General features: G+C 72.6%; 20 protein-coding genes, 1 tRNA gene and 1 other RNA gene. 10 read left to right on the top strand and 12 right to left on the bottom strand.

Features of this window, described 5'->3' with window-relative positions; genetic code table 11:
- Position 1 precedes the first annotated feature (1 nt).
- The 4 genes from WMF22_RS49390 to rpmE all read right to left on the bottom strand — a co-directional run bounded on the left by WMF22_RS49390 (position 2) and on the right by rpmE (position 3,392).
- Positions 2 to 589: a hypothetical protein gene (locus tag WMF22_RS49390; protein ID WP_438034268.1), complete on the bottom strand. Its 588-nt coding sequence runs from the start codon at positions 587 to 589 to the stop codon at positions 2 to 4.
- The gene (gene prfA, locus WMF22_RS49385; protein WP_437296783.1) at positions 589 to 1,683 is read right to left on the bottom strand and encodes a peptide chain release factor 1; all 1,095 of its coding nucleotides are present in this window, start codon (positions 1,681 to 1,683) and stop codon (positions 589 to 591) included. The genes WMF22_RS49390 and prfA overlap by 1 nt, the downstream gene beginning before the upstream one ends.
- Positions 1,684 to 1,745: 62 nt before the next feature.
- Positions 1,746 to 2,921 carry a DUF1385 domain-containing protein gene (locus WMF22_RS49380; protein WP_437296782.1) on the bottom strand — a complete coding sequence of 392 codons (1,176 nt, stop codon included), beginning with the start codon at positions 2,919 to 2,921 and terminating at the stop codon, positions 1,746 to 1,748.
- A gap of 264 nt (positions 2,922 to 3,185) precedes the next feature.
- Entirely contained in the window at positions 3,186 to 3,392 is a 207-nt protein-coding gene (gene rpmE, locus WMF22_RS49375; protein ID WP_012241637.1) for a 50S ribosomal protein L31, read from the bottom strand.
- Positions 3,393 to 3,853: 461 nt separating this feature from the next.
- Here rpmE and dnaK point away from each other — a divergent pair, with 461 nt between their 5' ends.
- From dnaK to WMF22_RS49360, 3 genes are all read left to right on the top strand, one after another.
- Complete coding sequence (gene dnaK, locus WMF22_RS49370) at positions 3,854 to 5,773, top strand: molecular chaperone DnaK (protein WP_437296781.1); 1,920 nt, start codon at positions 3,854 to 3,856, stop codon at positions 5,771 to 5,773.
- A 231-nt stretch (positions 5,774 to 6,004) separates the two neighbouring features.
- The gene (locus tag WMF22_RS49365; RefSeq protein ID WP_438034267.1) at positions 6,005 to 8,032 is read left to right on the top strand and encodes a hypothetical protein; all 2,028 of its coding nucleotides are present in this window, start codon (positions 6,005 to 6,007) and stop codon (positions 8,030 to 8,032) included.
- A 227-nt stretch (positions 8,033 to 8,259) separates the two neighbouring features.
- A complete protein-coding gene (locus WMF22_RS49360) occupies positions 8,260 to 8,685 on the top strand; it encodes a TraR/DksA family transcriptional regulator (protein WP_438034266.1) in 426 nt (141 codons plus the stop codon).
- Positions 8,686 to 8,853: 168 nt separating this feature from the next.
- On the opposite strand, the gene def is transcribed toward WMF22_RS49360, so the two are convergent.
- Entirely contained in the window at positions 8,854 to 9,429 is a 576-nt protein-coding gene (def, locus tag WMF22_RS49355) for a peptide deformylase (protein ID WP_437296778.1), read from the bottom strand.
- 104 nt (positions 9,430 to 9,533) lie between these two features.
- On the opposite strand from def, the gene WMF22_RS49350 reads away from it, so the two are divergent.
- The gene (locus WMF22_RS49350; protein ID WP_437296777.1) at positions 9,534 to 10,457 is read left to right on the top strand and encodes a hypothetical protein; all 924 of its coding nucleotides are present in this window, start codon (positions 9,534 to 9,536) and stop codon (positions 10,455 to 10,457) included.
- A gap of 92 nt (positions 10,458 to 10,549) precedes the next feature.
- Here WMF22_RS49350 and WMF22_RS49345 read toward each other — a convergent pair whose 3' ends face one another.
- Entirely contained in the window at positions 10,550 to 11,338 is a 789-nt protein-coding gene (locus WMF22_RS49345; RefSeq protein ID WP_437296776.1) for a hypothetical protein, read from the bottom strand.
- A gap of 325 nt (positions 11,339 to 11,663) precedes the next feature.
- On the opposite strand from WMF22_RS49345, the gene ffs reads away from it, so the two are divergent.
- An RNA gene (gene ffs, locus WMF22_RS49340) (signal recognition particle sRNA small type) lies at positions 11,664 to 11,753 on the top strand.
- 91 nt (positions 11,754 to 11,844) lie between these two features.
- Here ffs and WMF22_RS49335 read toward each other — a convergent pair.
- Positions 11,845 to 13,314 carry a hypothetical protein gene (locus tag WMF22_RS49335; RefSeq protein ID WP_437296775.1) on the bottom strand — a complete coding sequence of 490 codons (1,470 nt, stop codon included), beginning with the start codon at positions 13,312 to 13,314 and terminating at the stop codon, positions 11,845 to 11,847.
- A 55-nt stretch (positions 13,315 to 13,369) separates the two neighbouring features.
- Entirely contained in the window at positions 13,370 to 17,740 is a 4,371-nt protein-coding gene (locus tag WMF22_RS49330) for a protein kinase domain-containing protein (protein WP_438034265.1), read from the bottom strand.
- Between the two features lie 318 nt (positions 17,741 to 18,058).
- Between WMF22_RS49330 and WMF22_RS49325 the strand changes: the two genes are divergently transcribed.
- Positions 18,059 to 19,546 carry a sigma 54-interacting transcriptional regulator gene (locus WMF22_RS49325; protein WP_438034264.1) on the top strand — a complete coding sequence of 496 codons (1,488 nt, stop codon included), beginning with the start codon at positions 18,059 to 18,061 and terminating at the stop codon, positions 19,544 to 19,546.
- An 89-nt stretch (positions 19,547 to 19,635) separates the two neighbouring features.
- Here WMF22_RS49325 and WMF22_RS49320 read toward each other — a convergent pair whose 3' ends face one another.
- Positions 19,636 to 20,076: a deoxycytidylate deaminase gene (locus tag WMF22_RS49320; protein WP_044967417.1), complete on the bottom strand. Its 441-nt coding sequence runs from the start codon at positions 20,074 to 20,076 to the stop codon at positions 19,636 to 19,638.
- Positions 20,077 to 20,398: 322 nt separating this feature from the next.
- Between WMF22_RS49320 and purD the strand changes: the two genes are divergently transcribed.
- From purD to WMF22_RS49300, 4 genes are all read left to right on the top strand, one after another.
- The gene (gene purD, locus WMF22_RS49315; RefSeq protein ID WP_438034263.1) at positions 20,399 to 21,691 is read left to right on the top strand and encodes a phosphoribosylamine--glycine ligase; all 1,293 of its coding nucleotides are present in this window, start codon (positions 20,399 to 20,401) and stop codon (positions 21,689 to 21,691) included.
- A gap of 9 nt (positions 21,692 to 21,700) precedes the next feature.
- Positions 21,701 to 22,150: a hypothetical protein gene (locus WMF22_RS49310; RefSeq protein ID WP_437296771.1), complete on the top strand. Its 450-nt coding sequence runs from the start codon at positions 21,701 to 21,703 to the stop codon at positions 22,148 to 22,150.
- Between the two features lie 223 nt (positions 22,151 to 22,373).
- On the top strand, positions 22,374 to 23,252 hold the full coding sequence (locus WMF22_RS49305) for an FHA domain-containing protein (protein WP_437296770.1): 879 nt from the start codon (positions 22,374 to 22,376) through the stop codon (positions 23,250 to 23,252).
- 3 nt (positions 23,253 to 23,255) lie between these two features.
- Positions 23,256 to 24,104, top strand: a complete 849-nt coding sequence (locus WMF22_RS49300) for an FHA domain-containing protein (RefSeq protein ID WP_012241622.1) — start codon at positions 23,256 to 23,258, stop codon at positions 24,102 to 24,104.
- Here WMF22_RS49300 and WMF22_RS49295 read toward each other — a convergent pair.
- The 3 genes from WMF22_RS49295 to WMF22_RS49285 form a co-directional block, all read right to left on the bottom strand.
- Positions 23,995 to 24,687 carry a DUF721 domain-containing protein gene (locus tag WMF22_RS49295; RefSeq protein ID WP_437301693.1) on the bottom strand — a complete coding sequence of 231 codons (693 nt, stop codon included), beginning with the start codon at positions 24,685 to 24,687 and terminating at the stop codon, positions 23,995 to 23,997. The two genes, WMF22_RS49300 and WMF22_RS49295, sit on opposite strands and share 110 nt — an antisense overlap.
- Positions 24,688 to 24,964: 277 nt before the next feature.
- Positions 24,965 to 25,047: transfer RNA gene (locus WMF22_RS49290), tRNA-Leu, on the bottom strand.
- 201 nt (positions 25,048 to 25,248) lie between these two features.
- Positions 25,249 to 26,112 carry a Crp/Fnr family transcriptional regulator gene (locus WMF22_RS49285; RefSeq protein ID WP_437296769.1) on the bottom strand — a complete coding sequence of 288 codons (864 nt, stop codon included), beginning with the start codon at positions 26,110 to 26,112 and terminating at the stop codon, positions 25,249 to 25,251.
- Positions 26,113 to 26,331: the final 219 nt, after the last annotated feature.

The following is a 26,331-nucleotide window of genomic DNA, read 5'->3' as shown; positions in this document are numbered from 1 at the left end:
CCTACTCCCAGGGTGCTTGCGAGTCACGCCGCGCCTGGTCACGCGGCAGCGCCCTGGTCCCGGGGTCCGGCTCTCCCGGCTCCTTCTCGCCAGGAGGCTCCAGCGCTCCGCCGGCCTTCCCCTCGGGCAGCAGCCGGGCGAGCGCGCGCTCGATCCGCGACGTGTCCGCCGGCTCGGGGAGGAGCGCATCCGGCAAGGCGGCGCCTGTCGCCGAGCTCGGCGCGGCGCCCCCGCCGCCCGGCTGCTCGGCCCGCGGGACCACCCCGCGCGCGACAGCGATGCGGAGCACCGCGAGCTCCAGGGCGTCGAGCGCGGCGGTGCGCTTCAACCCGAGCGACGGCACGTCGTAGGTGAGCAGCGCGCCGCCGCTCGCGGCGGGCGCGAGCCCGGCGCGGTCCGCGCCCGCGACCAGCTGCCGCACGATGCTCCTGAGCAGCGCCGCCCGCCGCCGCACCCGGCGCGCCTCCGGGTCGGCGTACAGCGAGAAGAAGCGGTTTCGCGAGAAGGTCGACGGCGCCAGCACGAGCGCGACGAGCAGCGCCTCCAGATCGACGGGCGGCGCCCCGCTCTCGATGGACGGCGCCCCCATCACGTGGCGGGCTCCAGCGCGGGCCCCGAGAGCCCGCCACGCCGCAGGAGCTCCGCCTGGCGGTGCGTGCGCAGCGCGCCGATGAGCTCGTCGAGGTCCCCTTCGATGATCTTGTCGAGCTTGTGCAGCGTGAGGCCGATCCGGTGATCCGTCACGCGGTTCTGCGGGAAGTTGTAGGTCCGCACCTTCTGCGCCCGCTCCCCCGTGCCGACCATGGTCCTTCGCTCGGCGCTCTGGGCCTCCTCCTGCCGGCGCTGCTCGAGCTCGAGCAGCCGGCTCCGGAGCACCTTCATCGCCTTCGCCTTGTTCTTCAGCTGGGAGCGCTCGTCCTGGCACTTCACGATCATGCCCGTCGGCAGGTGCTTGATCTGCACGGCGCTGTTCGTCGTGTTGACGCCCTGGCCGCCGGGGCCGCCCGATGCGGCGATCGAGATCTCCAGGTCCTTGTCGTCGATGTGCACGTCGACCTCGTCGGCCTCGGGCAGCACGGCCACGGTCGCGGTCGAGGTGTGGATCCGCCCCTGCGTCTCCGTCGAGGGGACCCGCTGGACGCGGTGGACGCCGCCCTCGTACCGGAGGTGGGAGTAGACGTCCTGCCCCGTGATCAGCGCCGCGACCTCCTTGTAGCCGCCGGCGGAGGCCTCGCTCAGGTTGAGCACCTCGACCTTCCACCGCTTCGTCTCCGCGTAGCGGCAGAGCATGCGGAAGAGATCGGCGGCGAAGAGCGCCGCCTCCTCGCCGCCCTCGCCGCTGCGGATCTCGATCACGGTGTTCCGCGTGTCGTTGGGGTCCTTCGGCAGGAGGAGCACCTCGAGCTCGCCGGCGAGCCGCTCGCGCTCGATCTCGAGCTCGGGCAGCTCCGCCTGGGCGAGCTCGGACAGGTCGGGATCGCTCAGCGCCTCGCGATCCTCGGCGATGCGCCGCTCGACGTCCCGCAGCCGGGCGAAGGCGACGACCACCGGCTCGATCTCGGTCCGCTCGCGGTTGAGCCGCTGGAGCTCGGCCGGCGCGGAGAGCACCGCCGGGCTGCACATGAGGTGCTCGAGTTCCTGAAAGCGGCGCTGAACCGCCTCGAGTTTCGCGATAGGTAGCATCTGCAATCCGAAGACGACGCGGGGTTGGACGGCGGCGAGGGGCCCGGCGGAGCCGGCGCGCGCTAGCCGTGAGCGCCTGCGTAGCCGGGGTCGGCCAGCAGCTTGGAGTAGTCGGCGAACACCCGATCGGGCTGGACAGGAGCGGCCACCGAGGCCTCGCGCCAGAGCGTCGCGCGGAGCGACGCGAGGGCGATCTCCAGCTGCGCGTCGTCGGGCTCCGCCGTCGTGATCTTCTGGACCAAAAACCCCGGCCAGAGCAGCGCGCGGAGCGGGCCGGTGGTGCAATAACGCGCGAAGATCCGCTGGATCTCGAAGGTGACCGCGGCGATCAGCGGGAGGAACGGCAGCTTCATCAGGAAGAACGTGACGCTCTCGACGAGCCGGCCGCCGGGCAGCTTGGGCAGGAGCGCCCCGAGGGACGCCCCGGCCACCGAGAACACAACGATCGACACGAGCGCCACCATGACCAGGAACGTCGTCCCGCAGCGGGGGTGCATGGCCGTCTTCCGGCGCGCGTTCTCGACCTCGAGGAGCTCGTGCGCCTCGTAGGTGGAGATCGCCTTGTGCTCGGCGCCGTGGTACTGGAAAACGCGTCGAACCTCGGGGATCTGGCGGATCAGCAGGAGGTAGCCGACGACGATGGCGAGCTTCGCCACGCCGGTGATCGCCTGGAACGCCGGCGACGTGACCTCGAGGCCGAGGCCCAGGAGCTTGTTGACCAGCTCGGCGCCGGCCTGGGGCGCCGCCACGAAGAGCAGGACCGCGAAGAGGATCGGGATCATGCCCATCCCTCCTCCGCGCTTCTTCCCCTCTGCGCCGCCGCCCGGCGCGGGGCTGCCCGTGACCTGCGCGGGCTCCACGTCCTGCGCAGCGATCGCCGCCATGCTGAGCGCCAGGGAGGTGAGGTTCACCCCGCCCGCCTGCCCCGCGCTCGGGCGCTTGGACTCCGGCCCCTTGGCCGAGCCCGCCTCCTCGGCCGACAGATCTTGCTCGTAGAGGTCCGCGGACCAGCGGAGCGCCTGGGATCCCAGGCGGAGCGACTCGACGAGCGTCGCGACCCCCCGCACGAACGGCCAGGTGCGCGGCCCCTTCGAGACGGCGGTCATCGGCTGCTCGCGCACGACCAGCTCTCCCGAGCGGCGCCGGCAGACGATCGCGACCGAGCTCGGCGACCGCATCATGACCCCTTCGATGACCGCTTGGCCGCCGATATACGGACGTGCAGGCTGATCGCTCATACGCGTTCCAATCTAGCGCATAACACGGCCAGCGCATCGGCCCGACCGACGAGCGCTGCACAGGTGAATGTGCCGACGTCGTCGGGTTCGCCTTCGCGTCCGGGTCCGCGTACGCCGCGCGCGACGTCTCGGCCGCTCACGTTCCGCGCAGGGCCAGCGGGCTCCAGGCGAACGAGCCCATCCGCCACGCCCTGGGCGGGCGCGGCGTGACGGGCGAATCCGGTGAAAGAAGGGAGTTCGGGGATAGAGGGACGATCGGCCCGGCTACTTGCCTGCGGTCGCGTACTTCTTGCGGAAGCGGTCAACGCGGCCGGCGACGTCCATGATCTTGTGCTTGCCCGTGTAGAACGGGTGGCAGGCGGAGCAGACGTCGGTGGTGAAGCTGCCGCGGGTGGAGCGGGTCTCGACGACGGCGCCGCACGCGCAGGTGATCGTGGAGGCCTTGTACTCGGGGTGGATGCCGGGCTTCATGGTGAGTCCTTCGGGTGTTGCGAGGGAGGGCGCCTATAGCTCAGCGCGTCTTGGACCGCAAGAAGCCCCTCGGACGCGCCCGCTCTTCTATTCTCTCGTCCGGTTCAGGTCCGGCCCGCTCGGCATCGTCTGCGATCGTTTGCGCCGCTAGCGATGCGAAGCGCGGACACCTCAGGTGCGGCGCGACCGGGCTCCGGTCAAGGTCCGGGCGGCCCCAGCCCGCGCGCACGGCAATTGCTAGAGGCGGCGTTGACGCTCGGGCGCACATGGTTAGCTTCGCGGTCGCGAGCCAGCGAGCTCGCGAAAACTCGGCGAAAGTATCCGGATTCCCAGCGGTTTTTGACGGCTCTGGAGCGGTGGCTCGCGGCAGCTGTCAGCTGAGCCCTGCTGGCCGGTCGGGTCTTCTCGCCCCCCGTGGCCATCAGGCCGTCGCGCAAACAGTTCTCGGAGGGTTCAACGTCATGGGCAAGATCATCGGCATCGATCTCGGCACGACCAACAGCGTCGTCGCGGTGATGGAGGGCAAGGAGCCCAAGGTCATCGTGAATGAGGAGGGCTCGCGCCTCACGCCGTCCGTCGTGGCCTGGGACGACAAGGGCGAGGTGCTCGTCGGGCAGATCGCCAAGCGCCAGGCGGTCACGAACCCCACCAACACCATCTACTCGGCCAAGCGCTTCATGGGGCGCCGCTACGAGGAGGTGCAGGAAGAGGCGAAGCGCGTCCCGTACACGGTCAGCAAGGGCAAGAACAGCGACGCCTCGATCGCGGTGCGCGGCAAGCAGATGTCGCCCCCCGAGGTCTCCGCGAAGGTCCTCCAGAAGCTGAAGAAGGCCGCGGAGGACTACCTCGGCGAGAAGGTCACCGAGGCCGTCATCACCGTGCCGGCGTACTTCAACGACTCGCAGCGCCAGGCGACCAAGGACGCGGGCCGCATCGCCGGGCTCGACGTGAAGCGCATCGTCAACGAGCCCACGGCCGCCGCGCTCGCGTACGGGCTCGACAAGAAGAACGAGCAGGTCATCGCCGTGTACGACTTCGGCGGCGGCACGTTCGACATCTCGATCCTCGAGGTCGGCGACAACGTCGTGCAGGTCATCTCGACCAACGGCGACACCCACCTCGGCGGCGACGACGTCGACCACCTCGTGATGGACTGGCTCGCGGCCGAGTTCAAGAAGGACACCGGCATCGACGTCTCGAACGACAAGATGGTCGTGCAGCGGCTCAAGGACGCCGCGGAGCAGGCGAAGATCGAGCTGTCGAACGTGCAGGAGACGACGATCAACCTGCCGTTCTTGACCGCGGACGCCTCGGGGCCGAAGCACCTCCAGAAGCAGCTCACCCGGGCGAAGCTCGAGCAGATGATCCGGCCGCTCATCGACCGCACGCTCGAGCCGACCCGCAAGGCGCTCGCCGACGCGAAGAAGTCGCCGCAGCAGATCGACGAGATCGTCCTCGTCGGCGGCTCGACCCGCATCCCGCTCGTGCAGGAGACGGTCAAGAAGTTCTTCGGCAAGGAGCCCCACAAGGGCGTGAACCCGGACGAGGTCGTGGCCGTCGGCGCCGCGGTCCAGGCCGGCGTGCTCTCGGGCGACGTGAAGGACCTCGTGCTGCTCGACGTCACGCCGCTCTCGCTGGGCGTCGAGACGCTCGGCGGCGTGATGACCGTGATGATCTCGAGGAACACCACGATCCCGACCCAGAAGAAGGAGATCTTCTCGACCGCGACCGACAGCCAGCCCAGCGTCGAGGTCCACGTGCTCCAGGGCGAGCGCACCGAGGCCCGCTACAACCGGACCCTGGGCCGCTTCCACCTGGAAGGGATCATGCCGGCGCCCCGCGGCGTGCCGAAGATCGAGGTGACGTTCGACATCGACGCGAACGGCATCCTCTCGGTCCACGCCAAGGACACGGCCACCGGCAAGGATCAGCGCATCACGATCACCGCGTCGGGCGGCCTGAAGGAGGACGAGATCAACCGGATGGTCAACGAGGCGGCGGCGCACGAGGCCGAGGACAAGCGCCGGCGCGAGGAGATCGAGCGGCGCAACAAGCTCGATAACCTCTGCTACACGCTGGAGAAGACGATCAGCGAGAACAAGGACAAGCTGCCGGAGGGCGACGTCTCGGCGCTGAACGGGGTCATCGCCGAGGGGCGGTCGGCCATCGAGAAGCAGGACGACGCGGCCGTGAGCGCGGCGCTGGAGAAGCTCGAGAAGGAAGCGCACCGCATCGCGAGCGTCATGTACGAGAAGGCCGGCCCGCCGCAGGACGGCGGCGGCGCCGCGCCCGGCGGCGCGCCGGGAGGCCAGCCGCCGCCCCCCGCCGGCGGCAAGGGGAAGGATTCGGTCATCGACGCGGAGTTCGAAGAGTCGAACTGATCGCCGCGAGGAGCCCGCTCCTCGACGGTGTGCGACGAGCGCGGATCCCTCCGCGCGCGTTCGCCGAGCGGCAAGCGCCAAACGCCAAACGCAACGAGCGCGGATTCGTCCGCGCTCGTTCGCATTTGGAGCGACCGCCGCGCGCTATGCGGCGCACGCGGCCGTCGCCTGCGCGGCGCGCTCCTTGTTGGGCGTCGACTCGGATGTCCGGGAGCCGTATAACCGGCGCTCATGCGAACTCTCCTGCCGATCGCCCCCCTGGTCCTGATGGCCGGTTCCCTCGCCTGCGGGCCGTCCCCCGCGCCTGTCGCGCCGACAGCAGGACAAGGCGAGGTCAAGGCCGGGCCTGCCCAGGTCGCCGCCGGCCCAGCGTTCGATCTATCCCCCGTCGCCGAGCCAGCCGACATCGTCGGCGTGCTCCGCTGGAGCAACCCCGCGGCCACGCTGTCGAGCATCGCGACGTGCGCGGGGCTGCCTCCGGCGCTCGCGGAGACGGGCGCGCAGGCGTTCTCCTCGGGTGTGCTGGGCGAGCTCGTGAGCCCTTCCATCGACACCGACCAGCTCGCCGCGGTGCTCGCGCTCGACGCGCCGGTGCACCTGATCGTCGCGCTCGATGACAGCTCGAAGCGGGGCAAGCCCGTGGCGGCCGTGTCGTTCGGGCTCACGTCGCTCGAGCGGGCGAGGGGCGCGCTCGAGGCGGGCGCCGCGCTCACCGAGGTGAAGCCCGGCATGTGGAAGATCGGCGGCAAGGAGCCCTCGTCATCGAGCTGCTTCCTCGCCGCGTCCGCCGGATCGGCGCCCGCGCGGCTCCTCTGCGGCGATCGGGACCGCGACGTGACGACGCTCGGGCCGTACCTCGCGCGCACGCTGCCGACGCTCGCGCCCGAGGCGCGCGACCTCCACGGCGAGGTCCGCTTCGTCCCGCTCAGCACGAAGTTCGGCGGCATGGCGAAGCAGCAGCTCGGCGGGCTCCCTATCCTCGCGCAGAGCCAGCTCTCGATCGGACAGCCCCAGTTCGATCGGGCGCTCACCGACGCGACGACCGCCGTCCAGCAGGAGCTCGAGGCGCTCATCAACGACGCGAGCAAGGCGGTCGTCGATCTCCAGGTCGACAACCAGTCCTGCGTGAGCCTCACGGCTGCCCTGGAGCTCCGGGGCCAGTCGTCGTGGCTCGCCAAGACGATGGCCGACGGCGCGAACCGCGCCGGGGCCGCGCCGGAGCTCTACTGGCGCGTGCCGAAGGACAGCGCCGGCGCGTTCTTCGACCACGGCTACGACCCGGCGCACTACGGCGGCATCCTGAAGACGCTGCGCGAGATGCTCGAAGGGTGGCTGGAGAAGGAGAAGATCGGCAACCCCGCTGATCGCAAGGCGCTCGCCGACGTCCTCTCGCTGCCTATCAACAGGGGGCCCAGCGTGTCCGCCCACGGGTACGTCGACGCGCCTCCTGCCGCTGCGCAGGCCGGGAAGCCGACGCCGAACGAGGCGCTCGACAAGATGATGGGGGGCTTCGTCGGCTGGAACCTGTTCGGGTTCGAGGAGGCGCCCGACGCGATCATCAAGTACGTGAAGAACGCCGTCACCGCCTACAACACGCCCGGGCTGCGCAAGCGGCTCCCGGAGATCGACGTCAATCCGAAGGATCTGCCGACGGTCAAGACGGTCCAGGCGCCGAAGGAGCTCGGGAAGACGTCCCTCGCCGTCGAGGTCCAGCTCGTCCACGAGCTCCCGCCGCTCGACGGCGACGCGAGCTCGACCCCCGCCGCCAAGGGCAAGCAGAAGCCCAAGCTGACGATGACGCTCCACCTCTTCGTCATGGGTGACGAGAAGACGACGTGGATCGCGTTCGGGCACGACAAGAGCGAGCTGCTGAGGCGGCTCGCCACGGTGAAAGCGGGCGCGCCCGCCGCGGCGACGCTCGCGTCACGTCCGGGGCTCGAGAAGCTGAAGACCGGGAAGTTCGCCTCGGGTGGATTCTCGACGCTCACCCCGATCACCCGCACGCTTCAGAGCGTGCTCACGACGCTGGACCAGCCCGGCGCGTCCCCGCTGGCGCTGCCTAGGGAAGCCCGAATGTTCGGCGAAGCGCTGGCAAAGCTCCCCCACAAAGGGGAAGGGCTGATGTTCATCACCACCCAGCAGCAGGGCGGCGCCGCGCCGCGGGCCGAGATCTCGATCAACGTGTCGAAGCCCGTGCTCGAGGACATCGGCGCGCTCGTCGCGGCAGGGTTTCGAATGGCCGGCATCACGAAGCCATAGGCTCGTGGATGCGCTATCACCATAGCCAGTAGCCTGGCGCGGCCGCTCCTGCTCGGTCGTGTTTCCTGGTCACCGCGCCTCGCGCGTGCTTCGTCCGCCCACGTTCAAGATCGGTACGCGAATTGCCACCGAAAAGATGAGAGGAAACAATGAACAACCGTGAAGGTGCGAGTCGCGACGGAATGAGCCCGGCGCGGCCGGAGACGTCCGTCACGACGGCAGCCGCCATGCCGAGGCCGCCCGTGCGCCGCGCGGCGCCCGAAACGGACGACTCCGACCTGCCCGATCTGACGCCGGAGCAGCTCGACGAGCTCAAGCAGGCGCTCGAGGAGCGCCGGGCGGCCCTCGTCGCCAACATCGATGAGCGGCAGCACGCGGAGCGCGACATCTCGCGCGAGGTGGGCGACGAGATGGACGAGGCCAACGCCGAGGGCGCGACGTCGCTGACGTCGAAGCTCCTGGAGCGCGACGTCCGCGTGCTCGCCGAGATCGACCGTGCTCTCGCGAAGATGAAGGAGGGGAGCTACGGGATGTGCGAGGGCACCGGCGAGCCCATCGGTTACCGCCGCCTCAAGCTGCGTCCCTGGGCGCGCTACAGCGTCGCCTACCAGGAGCAGATCGAGCGCGAAGAGCGGACCGGCGGCGGCGCCTGATCGCTCCCCGCCAGCAGGCACCGCACGTCCCTCCCCGCCAGCGCGGGCGAGAGGCGTGCGGCCTGCGTTCGCGGAGGCGCATGTCCGCGGGAGCGCTCGAGCTCGCGCCGAGCGCCCTGGTCCGCGCAGCGGTCACACGCACGAGCAGGGCCCGCGCGACGAGGCGCCTCAGCCGCCCATCCGCTGGATGAACGGGACGATGCGCTCGACGAAGGGCTGCTTGTGATAGCGGTCGAACTCCGCCCAGGTGCAGAGCGTCCGCGGATCCTTCACGCGATCGATAAAGAGCACGCCGTCGACGTGATCCTTCTCGTGCTGGAAGGTGCCCGCCGACAGCCCGCGCACGACGCGGTCGATCGGCCTCCCGTCGCGATCCAGGCCGGTGAGCCGGATCTCGGTGGCGCGATCGACAACACCCCTCAGGTTCGGGACGCTCAGGCACCCTTCGTAGTTCTCGAACGTCTCCTGCGTGAGCGGCTCGATCACCGGATTGACCACGATGGTGAGCGGGATGTTCGGCTTGTACGGATAGCGGGGGTTGTCCTGCACCTCGACCGCGAAGATGCGCACCGGCACATGGACCTGGGTGGCGGCGATGCCCGCGCCGTTCGCGTCGCGCATCGTCTCCACCAGATCGTCGATGAACGCCTGCATCGCAGGGGAGGAGAGCTCTTCTGCCGTGACCTCACGCGCTCGCTGCCTGAGGACAGGGTTGCCGATGTGGGCGATTTTCAGGAGCGTCACGCGGCGATCGTACCATGGACGCGCGCCGTCGGCCTGGCCGGCCATGGCGGCGCCCAGGCGCTGGTCCATGCGGCGCGCGGCGGCGTCAGCTATGGAGACGGGGCATGCGCTACTTCCCTGACGAGCCTTGCGTCCCCGAGCAGCAGCAGGCGACCGCCGTCATGCACCTCCGCTTCGAAGACGTCAGCCAGAACGGACAGGTGATGCTGGACGCGCTGCCGCACGGCCTCGGGCCCGCGGTCTGGGCGAAGCTCCTGCGGGCGAGCCCCGTCGAGGCGCTCATGCTCACGCAAGGGATCGTCCCGATCCTCACCCGCCTCATCATCGAGGGCGGAGAGGGGCCGATCGCGACGCGGGAGCCGCTGGAGCTGCAGGGCCGCTACCAGCTGGCGCACACGGAGGACGCGACCTCCCAGGTGAACCGGCTGATCCTGGCCATGTGGCTCTCGGCCAGCGGGCGCCGCAGCCGGACCTACGGCCCGCCGCCGCCCGGCGCGGGCGAGCCGATCCAGGTGGGTCGCGTGTTCGCGGAGCACGTCTTCACGCGGCCCTTCGCGGCGCCCGAGGCGCGCAAGGTGCTGCGCTTCGAGTCCCCGGATCTGCCGGCGGTGCCGCCCGAGCGCTACGACTTTCGCTCGCCGGAGGCGTTGATGGGCCTGCCCGAGGGCGCGGAGCCGCTCGACGCGAAGCCGACCCTGGATCCGATCCCGGTGGCGTTCGGCCTGGATCACACGGACGGGAACCAGCACGTGAACTCGCTCGTGTACCCGCGGCTCTTCGCGGAGGCCGCGCTGCGACGCCTCTCGGCGCAGGGCCACGGCACGGCGGTGCTCGCCCGGAGGGTGGAGGTCGCCTACCGCAAGCCGTGCTTCGCGGGCACGCAGGCGAGGATCATGCTGCGCACGTTCACCCTCGGCGGCGCGCTCGGCGCGCTCGGCGCGTTCGTGCCGGACGCGCCGGAAGACGCCGCCAGCGCAGCCCCCGGGGCGCGCGCCTATTGCTACATCCGCACGCTGTTCCAGGGCTGAGCCAGCGCGAGCGCGAAGCCGGCGCGCCCTCTGGAAGGACCGGCGTTCCGGGTCGGCGCCGCGCGCAGCGGCGCCGCGCGACGACCGGCCCGCTACGCGCTCACCGTGCGGGGAAGGCCGGCGCGATCGGCGATCTCGTCGTGGAAGGCGCGGAACGTCGACTCCTGGGGCCATGAGGGCGCGTCGGCGAGGAGCTCTTCGACGCGGGTGAGCTCGCCCTCGTCGATGGCGACGACGGCCGCGGCGTAACGCATGGCCCAGAAGACGAGCGGGCTTGCCTCGCTCGCGCGCTCCAGCAGCGCGCGGTCGCCCGGCACGCTCGTGTGAGCGAAGGCGCGGGCGAGCGCGCCGGCCGCCGCTCGCAGGATGACCACCCGGCTGCGAAAGGGCGAGCTGATGTCCGGGAGAGGGAGGCGCGCCAGGCGACGCGCCTGCGCGAGCGCCATGTCGCGATCGCCCTCGAAGGTGCAGAGGAGCGTGTCGAGGAAGAGGCGGTGCTCGAGGGCCGCTTCCCACGCGGGCCCCCGCTCGGCGGCGGCCATGGCCGCGCGCGCCTTCTCGACCCAGCCATAGGCCGCGAACGCCGTCGCCGTCATGAGCGGCGCCATCGTGGCGGGGTGCGGGATGCGGTGAAGCGACGTCGACCAGCGCCGCAGCACCGAGCCCACGTCGCCCGAGCGCAGCAGCCGGCGCAGCTTGCGGCGCGCGAGCCAGCGGGCCGCGGCGAACACGAGAACCACGCTGACCACCGCCGCCATGAGCACCGGCTGCTGCCAGGCGAGCCGGAGCGCGGCCGCTGCCAGCGCTGCGGAGCCGATGAAGAGAAGCACCGGAATCAGCCGGCTGCCCCGTCCCTCGTCCTCGGAATCGAACGGATTCACGACAGCTCCAAGCGTACGGGGCTTCCTGAACGAGGCAAGTCCCGGCCGATGCCGCTCCAGGTCGATCGCTCCACGCTCACACCACCCTTTGCACACCCCGATCGCAGCTCACGCTCACACCTCACTCACTCCGCGCTCACCCCCCCGAAGACTCCCGAGGAGGGAACCAAACGTGGGCGACGTGGGCGACGTGGGCGGCGGCGCTGCGTCCGCGAAGGAGTCGAGACGCCATGGCCCACGAATCGCCGCCGCGCGCGCCGTGGGGCTCGACATGGGGACGAGGTTCGACTACGAAGTCCCTGCGTCAGGCAACAGCGCCTGGACCTCATGGGTCCGCCGACAGCGCGCCGTGAACCCCGCCAGGCCCGGAAGGGAGCAACGGTAGCGGAAAGCGAGTGTGGCGGGCCCACTTACTTTTTGTCGGTCCAGTTGTGGGCCCGACGCGCTCCCGCGCTCACCTCGGGACGCGGTCCCAGCGCCGGGCCGTCGCCGCGCGGATGCAGGCCTCAGGGGGCGTCGAGCGCCGCCGGCGCGATGGGCGCGACGGGCACGGAGAACAGCGCCTCCGGGCTCGTCACGATGCGCGGGACATCCGCGTCGCGCAGCGGGCTCATGCCGTCAGCGGGCAGACGCTGCTGCACGATGCCCGCCGCTTCGTCGCCGCCCTCCAGCGTCACGGCGGAGAGGCGGCTGTCCAGGCCGACGCCGCCGTCGATGAGCACGCTCGCGCGGCGTGACGGGCGGATGGAAGGGTTGAGGGACTCGAGCCCGTTGCCGCTCAGGACGAGCCCGAAGATCGCGGCCTGCGCGCGCTCCTGCCAGCTCACGCCGTCGCCGACGACCTCCTGGGCGAGCCCGCCGTCCGCGCTCACCACCGCCGAGTCCGCGAAGGTCCCGGCGATGCGCATGCCATCGATGATGATGCCGCGCGCGTCGCCGCTCATCCCCAGGCCGATGGCCCGGTTCTTCTCGAGCAGGCCTCCGGTGAGCTGGACGGTCTGCTCCGGCGTCGTGTGCTGGATCCAGATCCCGGGCTGGTTGCCGCTCACCTCGAAGCCCTCGCCGCTCTCGCCGAGGGCTGCGTTCGCCCGATCGATCAGGAGACCGAACCCGGTGTTGTCGGCGACCTTGAGGGCCGCCGCGTCGAGGCTCGAGCAGCCGGACACGGAGATGCCGCCGCTCGGGTCGAACCCGCTCAGGCCATTGCCGCTGACCTCGACGAAAGACATCGTGGCGCGCGCCCCGACGAGCGACACGCCGACCACCTTGCTGTCGCGGACGAGCGCGTCCTCGACGTGGAGCTCCACCGGCGCCTCGCAGTCACAGCCGCCGGTGCACTGCGCCCACAGCCCCGGCCCCTGCGAGCCCGAGACGACAGACCGCACGACGGAGACGCGGGCGGCGTCGAACGCGCTCAGGCCGTACCGCGCGGAGCCCTCGATCGCCGACGCGACGAGGTCGAGCGACGCGCCGAGGCCGAGCGTCACGCCGTCGGACGCGCTGCCGACGACGCGCACCGCCTCGATCCGCGCCCGGGCGCCGGCCGCGATCCGCACGCCGCCCTCGCCCACGGTCAACGCCCGGAGGACGGCGCCGTCGCCGGCCGCGAGCGAGACCGCCGCGACACTCACGGAGCCAGCGCCCCGGCCGAGCAGGCTCACGCCGGGGGGCAGATCGATCGGGCCGTAGGCGCCAGGGCCGAGCGCGATGCACGCCCCAGGTCGAGCGGCCTCGGTCGCCTGCGAGAGCGCGGCGGCGCTCGAGACCTCGATGACCTCGGCGCAATCGACCGACGCGGCGCAGAAGTCCCCGTCGCAGAGCGCTCCCGCGGGGACACCGATGCACGCGCCGGACGCCGCGCGCGCGCCAGGGCATCCGCCCGGCGGCGCGGGATCCGACGCGCACCCGAGCGCCGCCGAGCCGAGCGCGGCCGCGGCGGTCAGAACGATAGCTGCCTGATTCCAAGACTCGATCATGACGAACGTCTCCCGCGCGGCACGTCGCGCTACCTGACGAGAAAGGGTCAGCGCCTCAGGGATCCGAGAGCAGCGCGCGGCACTCGGCCGCCCGCGCCGCGAGCTCGCCGTCCCGGAAATGCGCCGCCAGCGAGGCGGAGAGCTGCGCCACGGCCGCCTCGGCGCGAGGGCGGGTCGAGGCGTCGCGGAGGGCCGCGCGGCAGATCCGCGCGAGGCCGAGCGCGACGTCCGCGAGGTACACGCGCCCGCCGCCCACCTCGGCGAGCCGCAGCGCCGCGCAGCCGGACTCGAGCGCCTCGCCGACGTGGCCGGCCGCGAGCAGCGCGGCGGCGAGGTTGCGGTACGCGTCCGGGAGATCGGCGCCGGCGCCGGCCTGCTCGCCCAGCCTCACGGCGCGCCGCGCGTGCTCCAGCGCGGCGTGCGGGCGCGCGAGGCGGAGCTCGACCTCCGCGAGGTTGTTGTGGCCCGACGCGATCGCCTGGAGATCGCCGAGCCGCTCCTTCAGCGCGAGCGCTCGGGCGAACACCTCCCGCGCGCCGCCGAGATCGCCCTTCGCGAACAGCACCGCCGCGACGCCGTTCAGCGCGAAGCCCAGCGCCTCTGGGTACGCGCGCTCGTCGACGGCCCGCGCGGCCTGGCGGTAGCAGCGCTCCGCCTGCGCCAGCCGACCGCGCGAGTAGAACACCGTCCCGAGCGCGAGGAGCAGCTGCGACGCCGCCACGCGGCGGCGGTCGTCGCCTCGATGCAGCGTCCGGCAGATGCGCAGGCTCCGGAGCGCGACCGCGCGGCACGCGTCGAGATCGCCGGCGCGCCGGTGGAGCGCCGCGAGCAGCCCGTACATGGGGAGCGTCTCCGGGGCGGCGCCGCCGCGCTCCGCGAGCGAGATCGCGCGCTCGACCAGCGCGCGCGCGTCGGCCGTCGCGCCGCGCACCTTGAGCACGAGGGCGAGGCGGAAATCCACGCGCGCATCCCAGAACAGCGCCGCCTCCGGGCCTTTCGCGGGCGGGGCGGAGGCGCGCCGCTCGACGCGGAGGATCCTCGCCCGCGCCTCGAGGTACGCGCGCTCCGCCTCGTCGAGCCGGCCCGCCCTGCGGAGGGCGTCGCCGACGTCGAGCAACAGCGCCGCGCGCTCGTGCCAGGCGAACAGCCGGCGCTCGTCGCCCCCCGGCGCGGCGGACGACGGGGCGCGCGCCGCGGAGCCCCTCGCCGGGGCGCCGTCCGCCGCGCTCGCGTGGATCTCCCGGGCCCGCTCGAAGTGCCGCAGCGCCTCGGCGTTCTGCCCGAGCGACGACGCGCTCGCCGCCGCGCGCGCGTAGGCGAGCGCCGCGCTCCGCGCGTCGCCGCCGCGATCATGGTGGAGCGCCGCGAGCGCCTCCCCGAGCCCCCGCGGCGCGCGCGCAGGCGAGCGCCCCGCCGAGACGCCGTCGACCCAGGCGGCGACCGCGCGATGCATGGCCCGGCGCACCTTGAGGCTGAGCGTCTCGTAGGCGATCTCCTGGGTCGCCGCCTCGGCGAAGACGTACTCGCAGTCCTCGGGGAACGTCGACGCGTCACGCGCCTGGATGATCTGCTGATCCCGGAGCCGCCGCAGCACGTCCGCGGTGCTCGATCCGCCGCCGTCGAGCGGCGCGGCGCCGCGGAGGTGGTCGATCGCGCCCTTCCAGAACGTCCTGCCGACCACGGCCGCCTGCGCCAGGACCGCGCGCGCCTCGCCGTCGAGCCGATCGAGCCGCGCCTGGACGATGCCCTGGATCGTCGCCGGCAGCGAGAGCCGGGCGAGCTGCTCCTCGTGCAGGATCCAGGGCTCGTCGAGGCGCCGCTCGAGCGCGCCGGCGTCGATGAGCAGGTACAGCGTCTCGGTCAGCGTGAGCGGGTTGCCCTCGGCGCGCTCCGCCAGGGCGCGGATGGCCTCGGCGGAGCAGCGCGCGACGAGGCGGAGGCGCTCGCGCGCCATGTCCTCGATGTGCCGCCGCGGCAGCGGGCCGAGATCGAGGCGCGCGTGGCTCGCCTTCCCTTCGCCCCAGTGCGGCCGCCGCTCGTAGAGCTCGGGCCGGGCCGCGCCGACGAGCAGCAGGGGCGCGTCCGACAGGCGCACGGCGAGATCGTCGAAGAGGTCGAGGCTGGCGTCGTCCGCCCAGTGGATGTCGTCGAGCAGCACGACGACGGCTCCGCGCGCGGCCATCGCGCGCAGCAGCATCGCGACGGCCGCGGCCACCCGCTTCGCCACCTCGGCGCCGCCCTCGTCGGGGACGATCGCCGTCGCGGGCGCGGCTTGCGCCGCCGGGCACGGGCAGAGCACGGCCGCGACCTCCGCCAGCGCGTCCTCCAGGGCGAGCGGGTGCGGCGCGCCGCCGGCCTCGCCTCCGGCGTCGACGCCGAGGACGCCGCTCGCGAGCTTGCGCAGCACGACGTCGCGCACGTCGCCGTCCTGGACGCGGAAATGAGCGCGAAGGAGCGACGCGGCGAGGTGGTAGCTCGCATCCATCGACAGCGACGAGCACGCCGCGCCGAGCACGATGCACGGTTCCGCGCACGGTTCCGCCTGCGACAGCGCCCTCGTCCGGACCTCGGCGAGGAGGCGGCTGCGGCCGATGCCGCCCGCGCCGATCACCGAGACGAACATCGCGCGCCGCTCCGCGATGACCGTCTCCAGCGCCTCCGAGAGCCGCTGCACCTCCCCCGCCCTCCCGACGAAGCGGGTGTCGAGGCCGAGGAAATCGGATCCCGCGCCCGATCCGCTCGCGAGCTTCAGCACACGGAAGCACGGCGCGCCGTCGCCTTGCGGCTCGACCTGGAAGAGCCCGGCCACCTGCCGGAACGTGGGCTGCGCGATCAGCACCGCGCCGGGCGCGGCGGCTTGCTGGAGCTGCGCGGCCGCCTTCAAGGCCTCGCCGGAGGCGTCGACCGGGGCGCCCCGTCCGGTCGCGCCGCTCACGAACAGCCTCCCCGTGCTGATGCCCACGCGCAACCTCGGCCGGGAGCGCGGCGGCAGCTCTACAGGGAGCGACGCGGCGTCGAGCGACGCGAGCTCCAGCCCGGCGCGGACGGCGCGCTCGGCGTCGTTGTCGCTCGCGCGCGGCGCGCCGAACAGCGCGGTGACGACGCCCTCGCTCCTGCCCTGCACGACGCCCCCGAGCGCCTCGACGCGCTCGCGGACGAGCTCGCGGCACGCCTCGCGGAGCTCCAGCTCCTGCTCGGGATCGAGCGGCTCCTGCCCGTCGTCGCCGGCGACGATCTCCGCGGAGAGCACGGTGCAGACGCGGTACTCACCCGCGGGCGCCGCGACCTTCGCCCCGCCCGCGGGCGCCGCGACCTTCGTGGCGTCCGCGGGCGCCGGGGCGGCCGGGGGCGCCGCGCTCGGACCCCGCGGAGACGCCTGGTCGGCGCTCGGCGAGATCGCGGAGAGCGGGGCAGCCGGCGGCCGGAGCGCGGAGCCGGCGCGCGCGGACGCGAGCGCTTCACCGAGCTCGCGCGCGTCCCGGAAGCGCGCTGCGGGCTCGACCGCGACGGCCCGCGCGACGACCGCCTCGAGCGCGGGGCTCGCCTCGACGCCGAGCCCCGCGAGCGACGGCCGCCTGCGCGGGTCCACGGCGGCGAGGTAGAGCTCGGCCCAGTCGCGCCCGTCGATCGGCGGCTTCCCCGAGGCGAGCTCCAGCAGCACGAGCCCGAGCGCGAACACGTCCGTCCAGGGCCCCGTCGCGCCGAGCTTCGGCTCGAACTGCTCCGGAGCGCCGTAGAGCGGCGTGAACACGTGCAACGTCGGCGACGTCGCGAGCACCTGCGTCGTGTCGCTGGGGCTCACGGCCCGCGCCGCGGCCGCCACGGCTCGCCTCGTCTCCGCGAGCGCCTTCGACAGCGGCATCGACGCGTCGATCACCTTGGCGATGCCGAAATCGACGACCTTGATCGTCGTCGCGCCGGGAATCTCGACGAGGAACAGGTTCGCCGGCTTGACGTCGCGGTGAGAGACCCGCTCGTCGTGCGCCATCGCGAGCGCGCCCACCGCGGGTGCCAAAAGCTCGATCGCCTCGTCGACGGAGTACGGCGCGCGCCCGGAGGCGCGCCGCGCCTCGATGTGCTGCGCGAGCGTCTCTCCCTCGAGCCACTCCATGACGATGTACGGCGTCCAGCAGCCCTCCGGCGAGGTCGCGGCGGAGACGTCGAGCGCCTGGACGATGCCCGTCGTCCGGCGCGAGAGCCGGTGCAGCAGCCGGGCCTCGCGCTCGAACGTGTCGAGCAGCGACTGCCGCTCTTCCGGCAGGAGATCTGCGGGGATCTTCAGGCACTTGACCGCCACCTGCTCCTGGAATCCCAGGTGGGTCGCCCGGTAGACCACGCCGAACGTCCCCTCGCCGGCCACGGCGTCCACCAGCAGCTTGCCGCCGATGGTGCTGCCCACCCAGCCGAACGGGTCCCGCGCGATCATCCGCGGAAATTCTACTGCCCGCGCCGCGGCGCCGGGAGCGCGCCGCCTCGCAGCGATGACGATCGCCGCACCGCGCGCGCTGGACCACCTCGACCGCCACGGCCGGGGAGCCCCGCGAGCCCCGCGAGCCCCGCGGGCGCGAGGCGAGCGCGACGGCGGTCGCCCTGCGCGCGCGTCCGTGCTACGCAGCCGGCTGCTGGGCGTGCCCTCGGTCCTGGCGACCGTCCCGCGAACGCTGCCGCGACGGTCCCCGGAACGGATCGCACGCGCGCAGCGGCAGGGCGTCGCTCGTCGTCCGGCGCGACTCTGGGGTGCGATGTGGCTGAGCCGGAGATTCTTTCCCGCGATGGTGGCTCGCTCGAGCTCCTGATCATCACCCAGAGCTCGATGAGCACCCGGCAGCTGCCGGGCTCGGGCAGCGTCGTCCTGGGCAGGGACGAGGACGCCGGCATCTGCGTCCCCGACGCCTCGGTGTCGCGCCGGCACGCGGTGCTGCACCTCGGCCCGCCGCTCCGGATCGAGGACCTCGGCAGCAGCAACGGGAGCCGCGTGCGCGCCCGGCACTGCAGCGCGGCGACCGAGCGCCTGATCGATGTGGGCAAGAGCACGCCCGCGCGCGGCGCTGCGGTCGAGCTCTCGCCCGGCGACGTCATCTACCTCGGCGCCGCGCGCGTCGTCCTCCGCCAGAAGGGCGGCGAGCGGGACGCGGGCAAGGACGTCATCGTCAAGGACGACGCGATGCGCGCCGTCTACGAGCTCGCCCAGCGCGTCGCGAACGGCCCGATCAACATCCTCCTGCTCGGCGAGACGGGCGCCGGCAAGGAGGTGCTGGCCGAGTCGATCCACAGGGCCTCGCCGCGCGCGAGCCGCCCGCTCCTGCGCCTGAGCTGCGTCGCGCTGTCCGAGTCGCTGCTCGAGAGCGAGCTGTTCGGCCACGAGCGCGGCGCCTTCACCGGCGCCGTCCGGGCGAAGCCGGGGCTGCTCGAGACGGCCGAAGGGGGCACCGTGTTCCTCGACGAGATCGGCGAGCTGCCGCCCTCGATCCAGGCCAAGCTGCTCCGGGTCATCGAGGAGCGGAAGGTGATGCGGGTCGGCGGGCTGACCCCCATCAAGATCGACGTCCGCTTCGTCTCGGCCACGCACCGCGACCTCGAGGCCGAGGTGAGCCGCGGCGCGTTCCGGCAGGACCTGTATTTCCGGCTGAACGGCGTGACCCTCTCCATCCCGCCGCTGCGCGAGCGGCCCGGGGAGGTCGCGGCGCTGGCGCAGCTCTTCGCGGAGCGCACGGCGAAGGAGCTCTTCCCCGGCGAGGCGAGCGCCGCGTCCGTTCCGATCTCGCCCGCGGCCCTGGCCGCGCTCCAGCGCCACAGCTGGCCAGGCAACATCCGGGAGCTGCGCAACGTGATCGAGCGCGCGGTGATCCTCGCCAACGGGGCGCCCATCGGGCCGGAGCACCTGCTCCTCTCCTCTCTGGCCGATCCCACCCGTCCATCGCATGCCATGCCCCTTCCGGCGCGCCCGCCGCAGGCGCCCTCGAACGCGCGTGCGCCGGCGCCGGCGCCGGCCTCAGCATCGACGATTGCGAGGAGCGTGCCCGACGGCGCGAAGAGCGCGCCGGACGGCGTGGACCCGGGCCCCACCCGGCTGCGCGACGCCATGGAGGCCCACGAGCGCGAGCGCATCGTCCAGGCGCTCGAGCAGTGCATGGGGAACCAGACGCGCGCCGCGGCGCTGCTCGGGATCTCACGGCGCACGCTGGTCGAGCGGATCCGCGTGTACGGGCTGCCGCGGCCGCGCAAGGCCTGAGCGTTGCGCAGATCGCCGCGCAACCCGGCGTCGATCTGGCGTCGATTGCGCGAGGGCTCGCTCAACCGAGCGGCCGCCCGCGCAACACCTCAGGCGGGCGTCTCGCGCCGCTCCAGCGGGGCGAGCTCGATCCCGAGCTCCGTGGCGAACCGGAAGATGCGCTCGTCGCGGTAGAACTCGCCGAAGACGACGCGCGAGAGCCCCGCGTTCGCGATCATCTTGAAGCACCCCCAGCAAGGCGAGGCCGTGACGTAGACCGTCGCGCCGTCGATCCGCACCCCGTTCCGCGCGGCCTGGATGATGGCGTTGGCCTCCGCGTGGATCGTGCGCACGCAGTGGCCATCCTCGATCAGGTGCCCGTCCTCGTCGCAGTGAGGCAGCCCCCGGATCGAGCCGTTGTACCCGGTCGCGAGGATGCTCTTGTCGCGCACGATCACCGCGCCGACGTGCTTCCGATCGCAGGTCGCCCGCGACGCGACGACCTCGGCGATGCGCATGAAATATTCATCCCACGAAGCCCGATGCGTCATCGCTCACCTCCACGGCGGGGGATCCGCGCCCGCCGCCCCCTCGACGTCCCCTCGACGCCGAGCGACCCGCGCTCGCCGATCCCTCCAGAATGTTCAGGGATCCGCCCTCCGGTCCCCCTCGCGAAGGGCCCGGCGGCGCGCGCCCGCGGCCCCGGCTGAGCCGCGCCGCGCGCCCAGCGGGCGCTTCTAACACGACGCCGGGCGCCGCGGAGCCCCCCGCGGGCGCGGGACCGCGCGAGGCGCCTCGACAGCGAGGCCCGGCGCGTGGTAGCGCGCGGGGGTGAGCTCCGCCGCCCCCCGAAGGTCAGATCGCCGCATCCTCGTGCTCGGCTCCGGGGGGCGCGAGCACGCCCTCGCGCGTGCGTTCGCCCGATCGCCCTCGGTCGCCGAGGTGATCGTGGCGCCCGGGAACGCCGGGACCCACGCGCGAGCGGGCGCCGGCCGCGCCCCGATCCGCCGCGTCGACCTCCCGTCCCTGTCGCCCGCCGAGGCGACCCGGCTCGCCGTCCGCGAGCGCGCCGACCTGGTCGTCGTCGGCCCCGAGGCGCCGCTCTGCGCCGGCGTCGCCGACGCGCTCGCCGCCGAGGGCGTCGCCGTCTTCGGGCCGAGCCGGGAGGCGGCGCGCCTCGAGGGGTCGAAGGCGTTCCTCAAGGAGTTCGCCGCCCGCCACGGGATCCCGACCGCGCCGTTCCGGATCGTGCGCTCCTTCGACGAGGCGGCCCGCGTCATCCGCGAGCGCGGCGCGCCCATCGTCGTGAAGGCCGACGGGCTCTGCGCCGGCAAGGGCGTCGTCGTCGCGACGACCGTCGACGAGGCGCTCGCGGCAGCGAAGGACATGCTCGTGGATCGCCGCTTCGGCGACGCCGGCGCGACCGTGATCCTCGAGGACGCGATCCAGGGCGAGGAGGCCAGCGTGCACGCAATCAGCGACGGCGAGGCGATCTTCGTCCTGCCGGCGGCGCGCGATCACAAGCGCGTCGGCGAGGGCGACACCGGGCCGAACACGGGCGGCATGGGCGCGTTCGCGCCGAGCGCCCGCGTCACCCCTGCCCTTACCGCGCGCGTCGAGCGCGAGATCCTCCGGCCGACGATCGACGGCATGCGGGCGGAGGGGAGGCCCTTCCGCGGGGTGCTGTTCGCGGGCCTGATGATCACGCCCGCCGGGGACCCCATCCTGCTCGAGCACAACGTCCGCTTCGGCGATCCCGAGTGCGAGGCGCTGATGGAGCTGCTCGAGGGCGACGTCGCCGAGCTCTGCGCGTCTGCCGCGGCGGGCGCGCTCGCTCCCGGGGCGGCGCGCGTCGCCCCCGGCCGCCACGCGCTCACCGTCGTGCTCGCGGCGCGCGGCTACCCCACGGCGCCGGTGACCGGCGACGTCATCCGCGGCCTCGACGCCGCGGCCGCGGTGGAGGGCGCCTTCGTGAACCACGCGGGCACGGCCGAGCGGGACGGCGCTGTCGTGACCGCCGGGGGCCGCGTGCTCGCCGTCACCGCCGCGGGCGACTCGATCGCCGAGGCGCGGGAGCGCGCCTTCCGCGCCGCGGGCGCCATCGACTTCGACGGCAAGGTGCTCCGCCGCGACATCGGGGTGGACGGAGCGCGCGCGGCCGGGTGAGACGGCACCATGGAACCCATCGTCGATCTCGCCCCAGGCGCTGAGGAGAACCCGCTCGCGGCCTACCTCGGTCACCTCATCCGCGAGCACCTCGCGCGCGACCCGAAGCGCGCCTCCGATTTCCGGGCGCTGCGCGGGTCGGTGCTCGTCGTCGCGCAGGACGTCGATACGTCCATGACGATGCGCTTCGACCACGGGCGGCTCACCATCCACGACGGCGCCATCGGCATTCCGTCCGTCACGTTCTGTGGCGACGAATCGGCGCTCCGCCGGCTCCCCGACGTCGCGTTCCACCGCTGGCTGCGCCTCCCGAAGCTGGGGGTGCTGCACCGTCGACAGAGCGGCCCCCTGCGCGACCTCGCGCGCCTCGTGGCCCGCGGGGAGCTCAAGATCTACGGCCTCGTCGCGCACCCAAGGCTCCTCCTTAGACTGCTCCGGGTCCTCTCTCGCCTCCCCTGAGCGCCTCGCCCAGGCCGGTAGCAACGCCGCGCGACGACACGCGACAACGTGCGACGACGATGCGACGACGATGCGACGACGGCGATAACTGGTGTGATACTGTAAGACGAAAGCGGACGTCCCGTCCGGATTGCACGGCCGTTCTTGTGGGCTTGCAAACCAATGCTACACGGCCCGAAAGCTGTCTTTTGACGGCCTGTTGGGCTGTTGGTATGGCTCGATCATGGGCATCCGATTGCGCTACCTCGCCCACGATCTCGAGGTGCCGCTCGGCGAGTTCTTCATCGGACGGAGCGCGGACTGCCAGCTGTCGCTGGACGACCCGCTGGTGTCGCGCAGGCACGCGCTGCTGACCGTCGGTGAGGGCGGCGTCGCGATCGAGGATCTCGGCAGCCGCAACGGCGTGCTCATCAACGGGGCTCGGATCGCGGGGCGCCAGATCCTGTCGGACGGCGACAAGATCGCGATCGGGGGGCAGGAGATGTTCCTGCTCGGGGCCATCGAGCCGAGCTCGGCGCACTCGCCGCGGAGCGCGCCGCTCTGGACGAGGCAGCAGAACGCGCGCACGGTCGACATGAGCGAGATGCCCGCAGGCGAGGACGACGGCGCGACGGCCATCGCCTCCCGGAGGTCGCTCCCCGGGCTCGTCCCCCAGCACCCGGACAAGCGCGTGCACGCGCTCAGCCTCATCGGCAGCGTCGCCGACAAGGCGCTCGCCCTGGGGCGCGTCGACGAGGCCGAGCGCATCCTCCAGCGCTCGCTCAGCGACATCCTCACGAAGGCGCGGGACGGAGGCGTCGGCGCCGTGCAGCCCGAGCTGGTCGAGAAGGCAAGCATGTATGCGGCCCGCCTCGCCGCGGCGACGGGTCGGGGCTCGTGGATCAACTACATTTTCGAGCTGAATACCCGGCTCGAGCTCCTCCTCCCCGCCTACCTCGTCGATGAGCTGTATAGTGTCCTGCGCAAGGTGAAGGCCGTCGACATGTCCATTCTCCGTGGCTATGCGAAGCGGCTCCGCGAGCGCGCTGGTGAGCGTACGCCGGCGGAGCGGTTCATCCTCCAGCGCATTGAAGGGCTCGAGCGCCTCGGCGCACTGAAATAGACCATGCCTTTCCGCCTCCGGTACTTGGCGCACGATTTCGAGCTCCCCGAAGGGCCCTTCGTGATTGGCCGGAGCGGCGACTGCCAGCTCTCGCTCGATGACCCGCTGGTGTCGCGGCGCCACGCGACGCTGCAGGTGCGCAACGACGGCGTGGCCTTGCACGATCTCGAGAGCAGGAACGGCGTGTACGTCAACGGCACGCGCATCTCCGGCCAGCGCGAGCTGACCGACGGCGACCGCATCATCATCGGCAGCCAGGAGATGCTGCTCTACGGCGGGGAGGAGTCGCGCCCCCACGACGCCTACGGGGTCGAGTTCCGTCGCGCGACGGCGACGCTCGGCGCGATGGCGCTGACCGAGATGCGCAAGATGTCGGACGACCCGACGGAGCTCACGAGCCCGACGGGAGACGGCGGATCCAAGGGCTTCCAGTCGCTGCGCCTGCTCGCGAGCCTCGCCGACAAGGCGCTGGCGATGGGCCGCAGCGAGGAGGCCGAGCGCATCCTGCAGACGGTGCTGATCGACATCCTGAGCCGCGCGCGGACGAACGTGCCGCTGGAGATGCCGGCCGCCGAGCTCGCCGCGCGCTACGCGGCTCGCCTCGCCGGCGCCACGACCAAGGGGACGTGGGTCAACTACGCGTTCGAGCTCTTCACGATCGCCCGCCGCCCGCTGCCCGGCCCCGTCGTCGACGAGCTCTACACCGTCGTCCGGCGCGTCAAGACGCTCGATATCCAGCCGCTCAGGATCTACCTCGACGACCTGCGCCGGATGGCTCCGTCGTTCGGTCCGACCGAGCGGTTCTTGATGCAGCGGATCGAGGGTCTCGAGCGCCTCGTCGCGGCGAAGTAGCCTCCGCATCGCCGCCGGGCGTCGCGGGAGCGGCGGCCTCTGGCGACACGCGCGACACGCGCGACACGCGCGGAGCCGGCGGCGGCGCCGTGCGAGCGGCCCCGTGCGGAACAGGCGGCGGCGCCGCGCGTGAAGCAGGCGGCGGCACACCTGGGGCCGGCGCCGCGGAGGGCTGGAGCGGCGGCGGCGCGTTGCGGGGACGCGCGCTCGCCTCGGCTTCCTGCCAGCCGAGGTTCCTCGCGGCGGCCTTCGCGATCGCCTCGCGCAGCTCGGTGTCGGCGACCTTCCCGAGCTCTCGCCGCACCTCGGCCGGGAGCGGCGCCTCCTTCGGGGTCGGGCGGACCTCCTCGCGCCACGGCGGCCGCGCGACCGGGTCCACCTTGCCCACGCGGAACCGGAGGGACTGCACCGGGAGGCCGCGCGACCGGAGCTGCGCGGTGATGGTGTCGCCGAGCAGCGAGAGCTCCTGCGCCCACATCGAGCTCGCCGCGCGGACGTGGAGCACGCCGCGCTCCAGCTTGAGCGGCCGCGCGCGCGCGGCGATCCTGGACCCCACGGCCGCTTCCCACTCGCGGAACGGCATCGGCGAGGTGTCGACCTCCGACGGCGCCGAGAGCGAGGACCCGCGCTGGATCAGCGCACCCAGCCGTTCGATCCCACCTCCGCTCCGACGCGACATGCGCGCCGAGCGTAGCAGCCTGACAGCGCCGTGCTCCGGCAGAGCGCGCCGTCCAGGCTCGCCCAGCGTCACGGACGGTCAGCCCCTACGGCGCCGCCTTGTGACCAAGGCGGTCGCCCGCCAGAGCAAGGCACCCGCCCTCGGCTGCCTGGCGTCGAACGATCGTGAGGGGCGCTCTCGGTACCGAAGGTGGGACTCGAACCCACAAGCCCTTGCGGACAGCGGATTTTGAATCCGCCGCGTCTGCCATTCCGCCACTTCGGCTCAGCGCTGCGATGTCAGCGAGCTCCTGGAACCGTAGATCACCGGGCACGATCCTGGCAACCATCAGAGCGCCTGAGAGCCAGAGCGCCTGAGCGCCCGAGAGCGGTCGCGCGGGCAGGAGGCGCGGCGAAGCCAGGAGCAGCGCCGCCGCGCCGCCGCCACGCATCGAGGCGCGGCCCGCGATCGCGGCGCGGCGCGAGGTCACACCACGAAATCCAGCATCTGGAGGCGCGTCAGGTAGTCCTGGAGCGCGGAGGCGTACTCGTCGATCAGGAGATCGAGCTTCACCAGCGCGCCGTGATCGTCGACCGCGTCGAGGGTCCCGCTCACCGGGATCTCGCGCGCGGGCAGGACGAGCACGCCGCTCCAGTGCGCGCCCTTCGCGACGTCGCGCAGTCCGGCGAGGCGCAGCCAGCCGTCCGAGAGCTCGACGACGGGGACGAGGGCGCCGCTGTCCAGGCGGACCGAGCTCTTCAGCGTGTGCGCCGGCTCGACCATGTAGTGGGAACGCCGGTTCTTCTCGATGAGCTCCTCGAGGGTCGCGCAGATGACCTTGCTCAGCGGCGTCTCCTCGCTGTCGAGCACGAGATCGAGGAGCCGCTTCATCGCCTTCTGCGTGCGGATCAGGTTCGCGCGGGTCTCCTCGAGGCGGCGCGCGTCGCGCCGGATCTTGCCGGCCACGACGTTGAGCAGGTTGTTGTAGAAGGGGTACGCGACGTCCCCGTGGTCCTCGAAGAAGTCCTGGAGCTCGGCGGCGCCGATGCGCCAGATCTCCGAAGGCTGCGCCGTCACCGCCGTCGTCGTCCGCCGGAAGCCGGTCAGCGCGCCGAGCTCGCCGATGGGCGAGATGGGGCTCAGGCGGAAGCGCGTCTCGCCCGCGTCGAGCAGCGCGACCTCGCCCCGGACCAGGAGGAACAGGTGCGCCGGGGCGCTCCCGGCCTCGAAGAGCACGTGGCCGGACGGGACCTCCTGGCGCTGGAACGCCTTCATCAGGTCATCGAGGTGATCCTCCGTGATTCTCTCGAACAGCGGGATCGCGTGCAGGTCGGATGGGCGGACCGCCATGGGATGACACTCCTCTTCAACATGGGTCGGGCGCCGCGTCCGCGGCGTCGCGGGACACGGAGCCTTGCGGCGCGCACGAGCTCTGCGTGGACCGCGGGAGCGGCATCCTACTCCAGGTCCCGAGCCGAGGAAGAGGGATGGCCTCGCTGCGGCGAGGTGCGCGCCGAGGTGCGCGCCCGGGCGCCGTGGAGGTTTGCCCCGCTGGCAGGATCGGGTAGG

Origin of the sequence: Sorangium sp. So ce204 (genome assembly GCF_051526795.1) — a bacterium.
Lineage (GTDB): Bacteria > Myxococcota_A > Polyangia > Polyangiales > Polyangiaceae > Sorangium > Sorangium cellulosum_B.
This window is presented reverse-complemented; position numbering and strand designations above follow the sequence as displayed.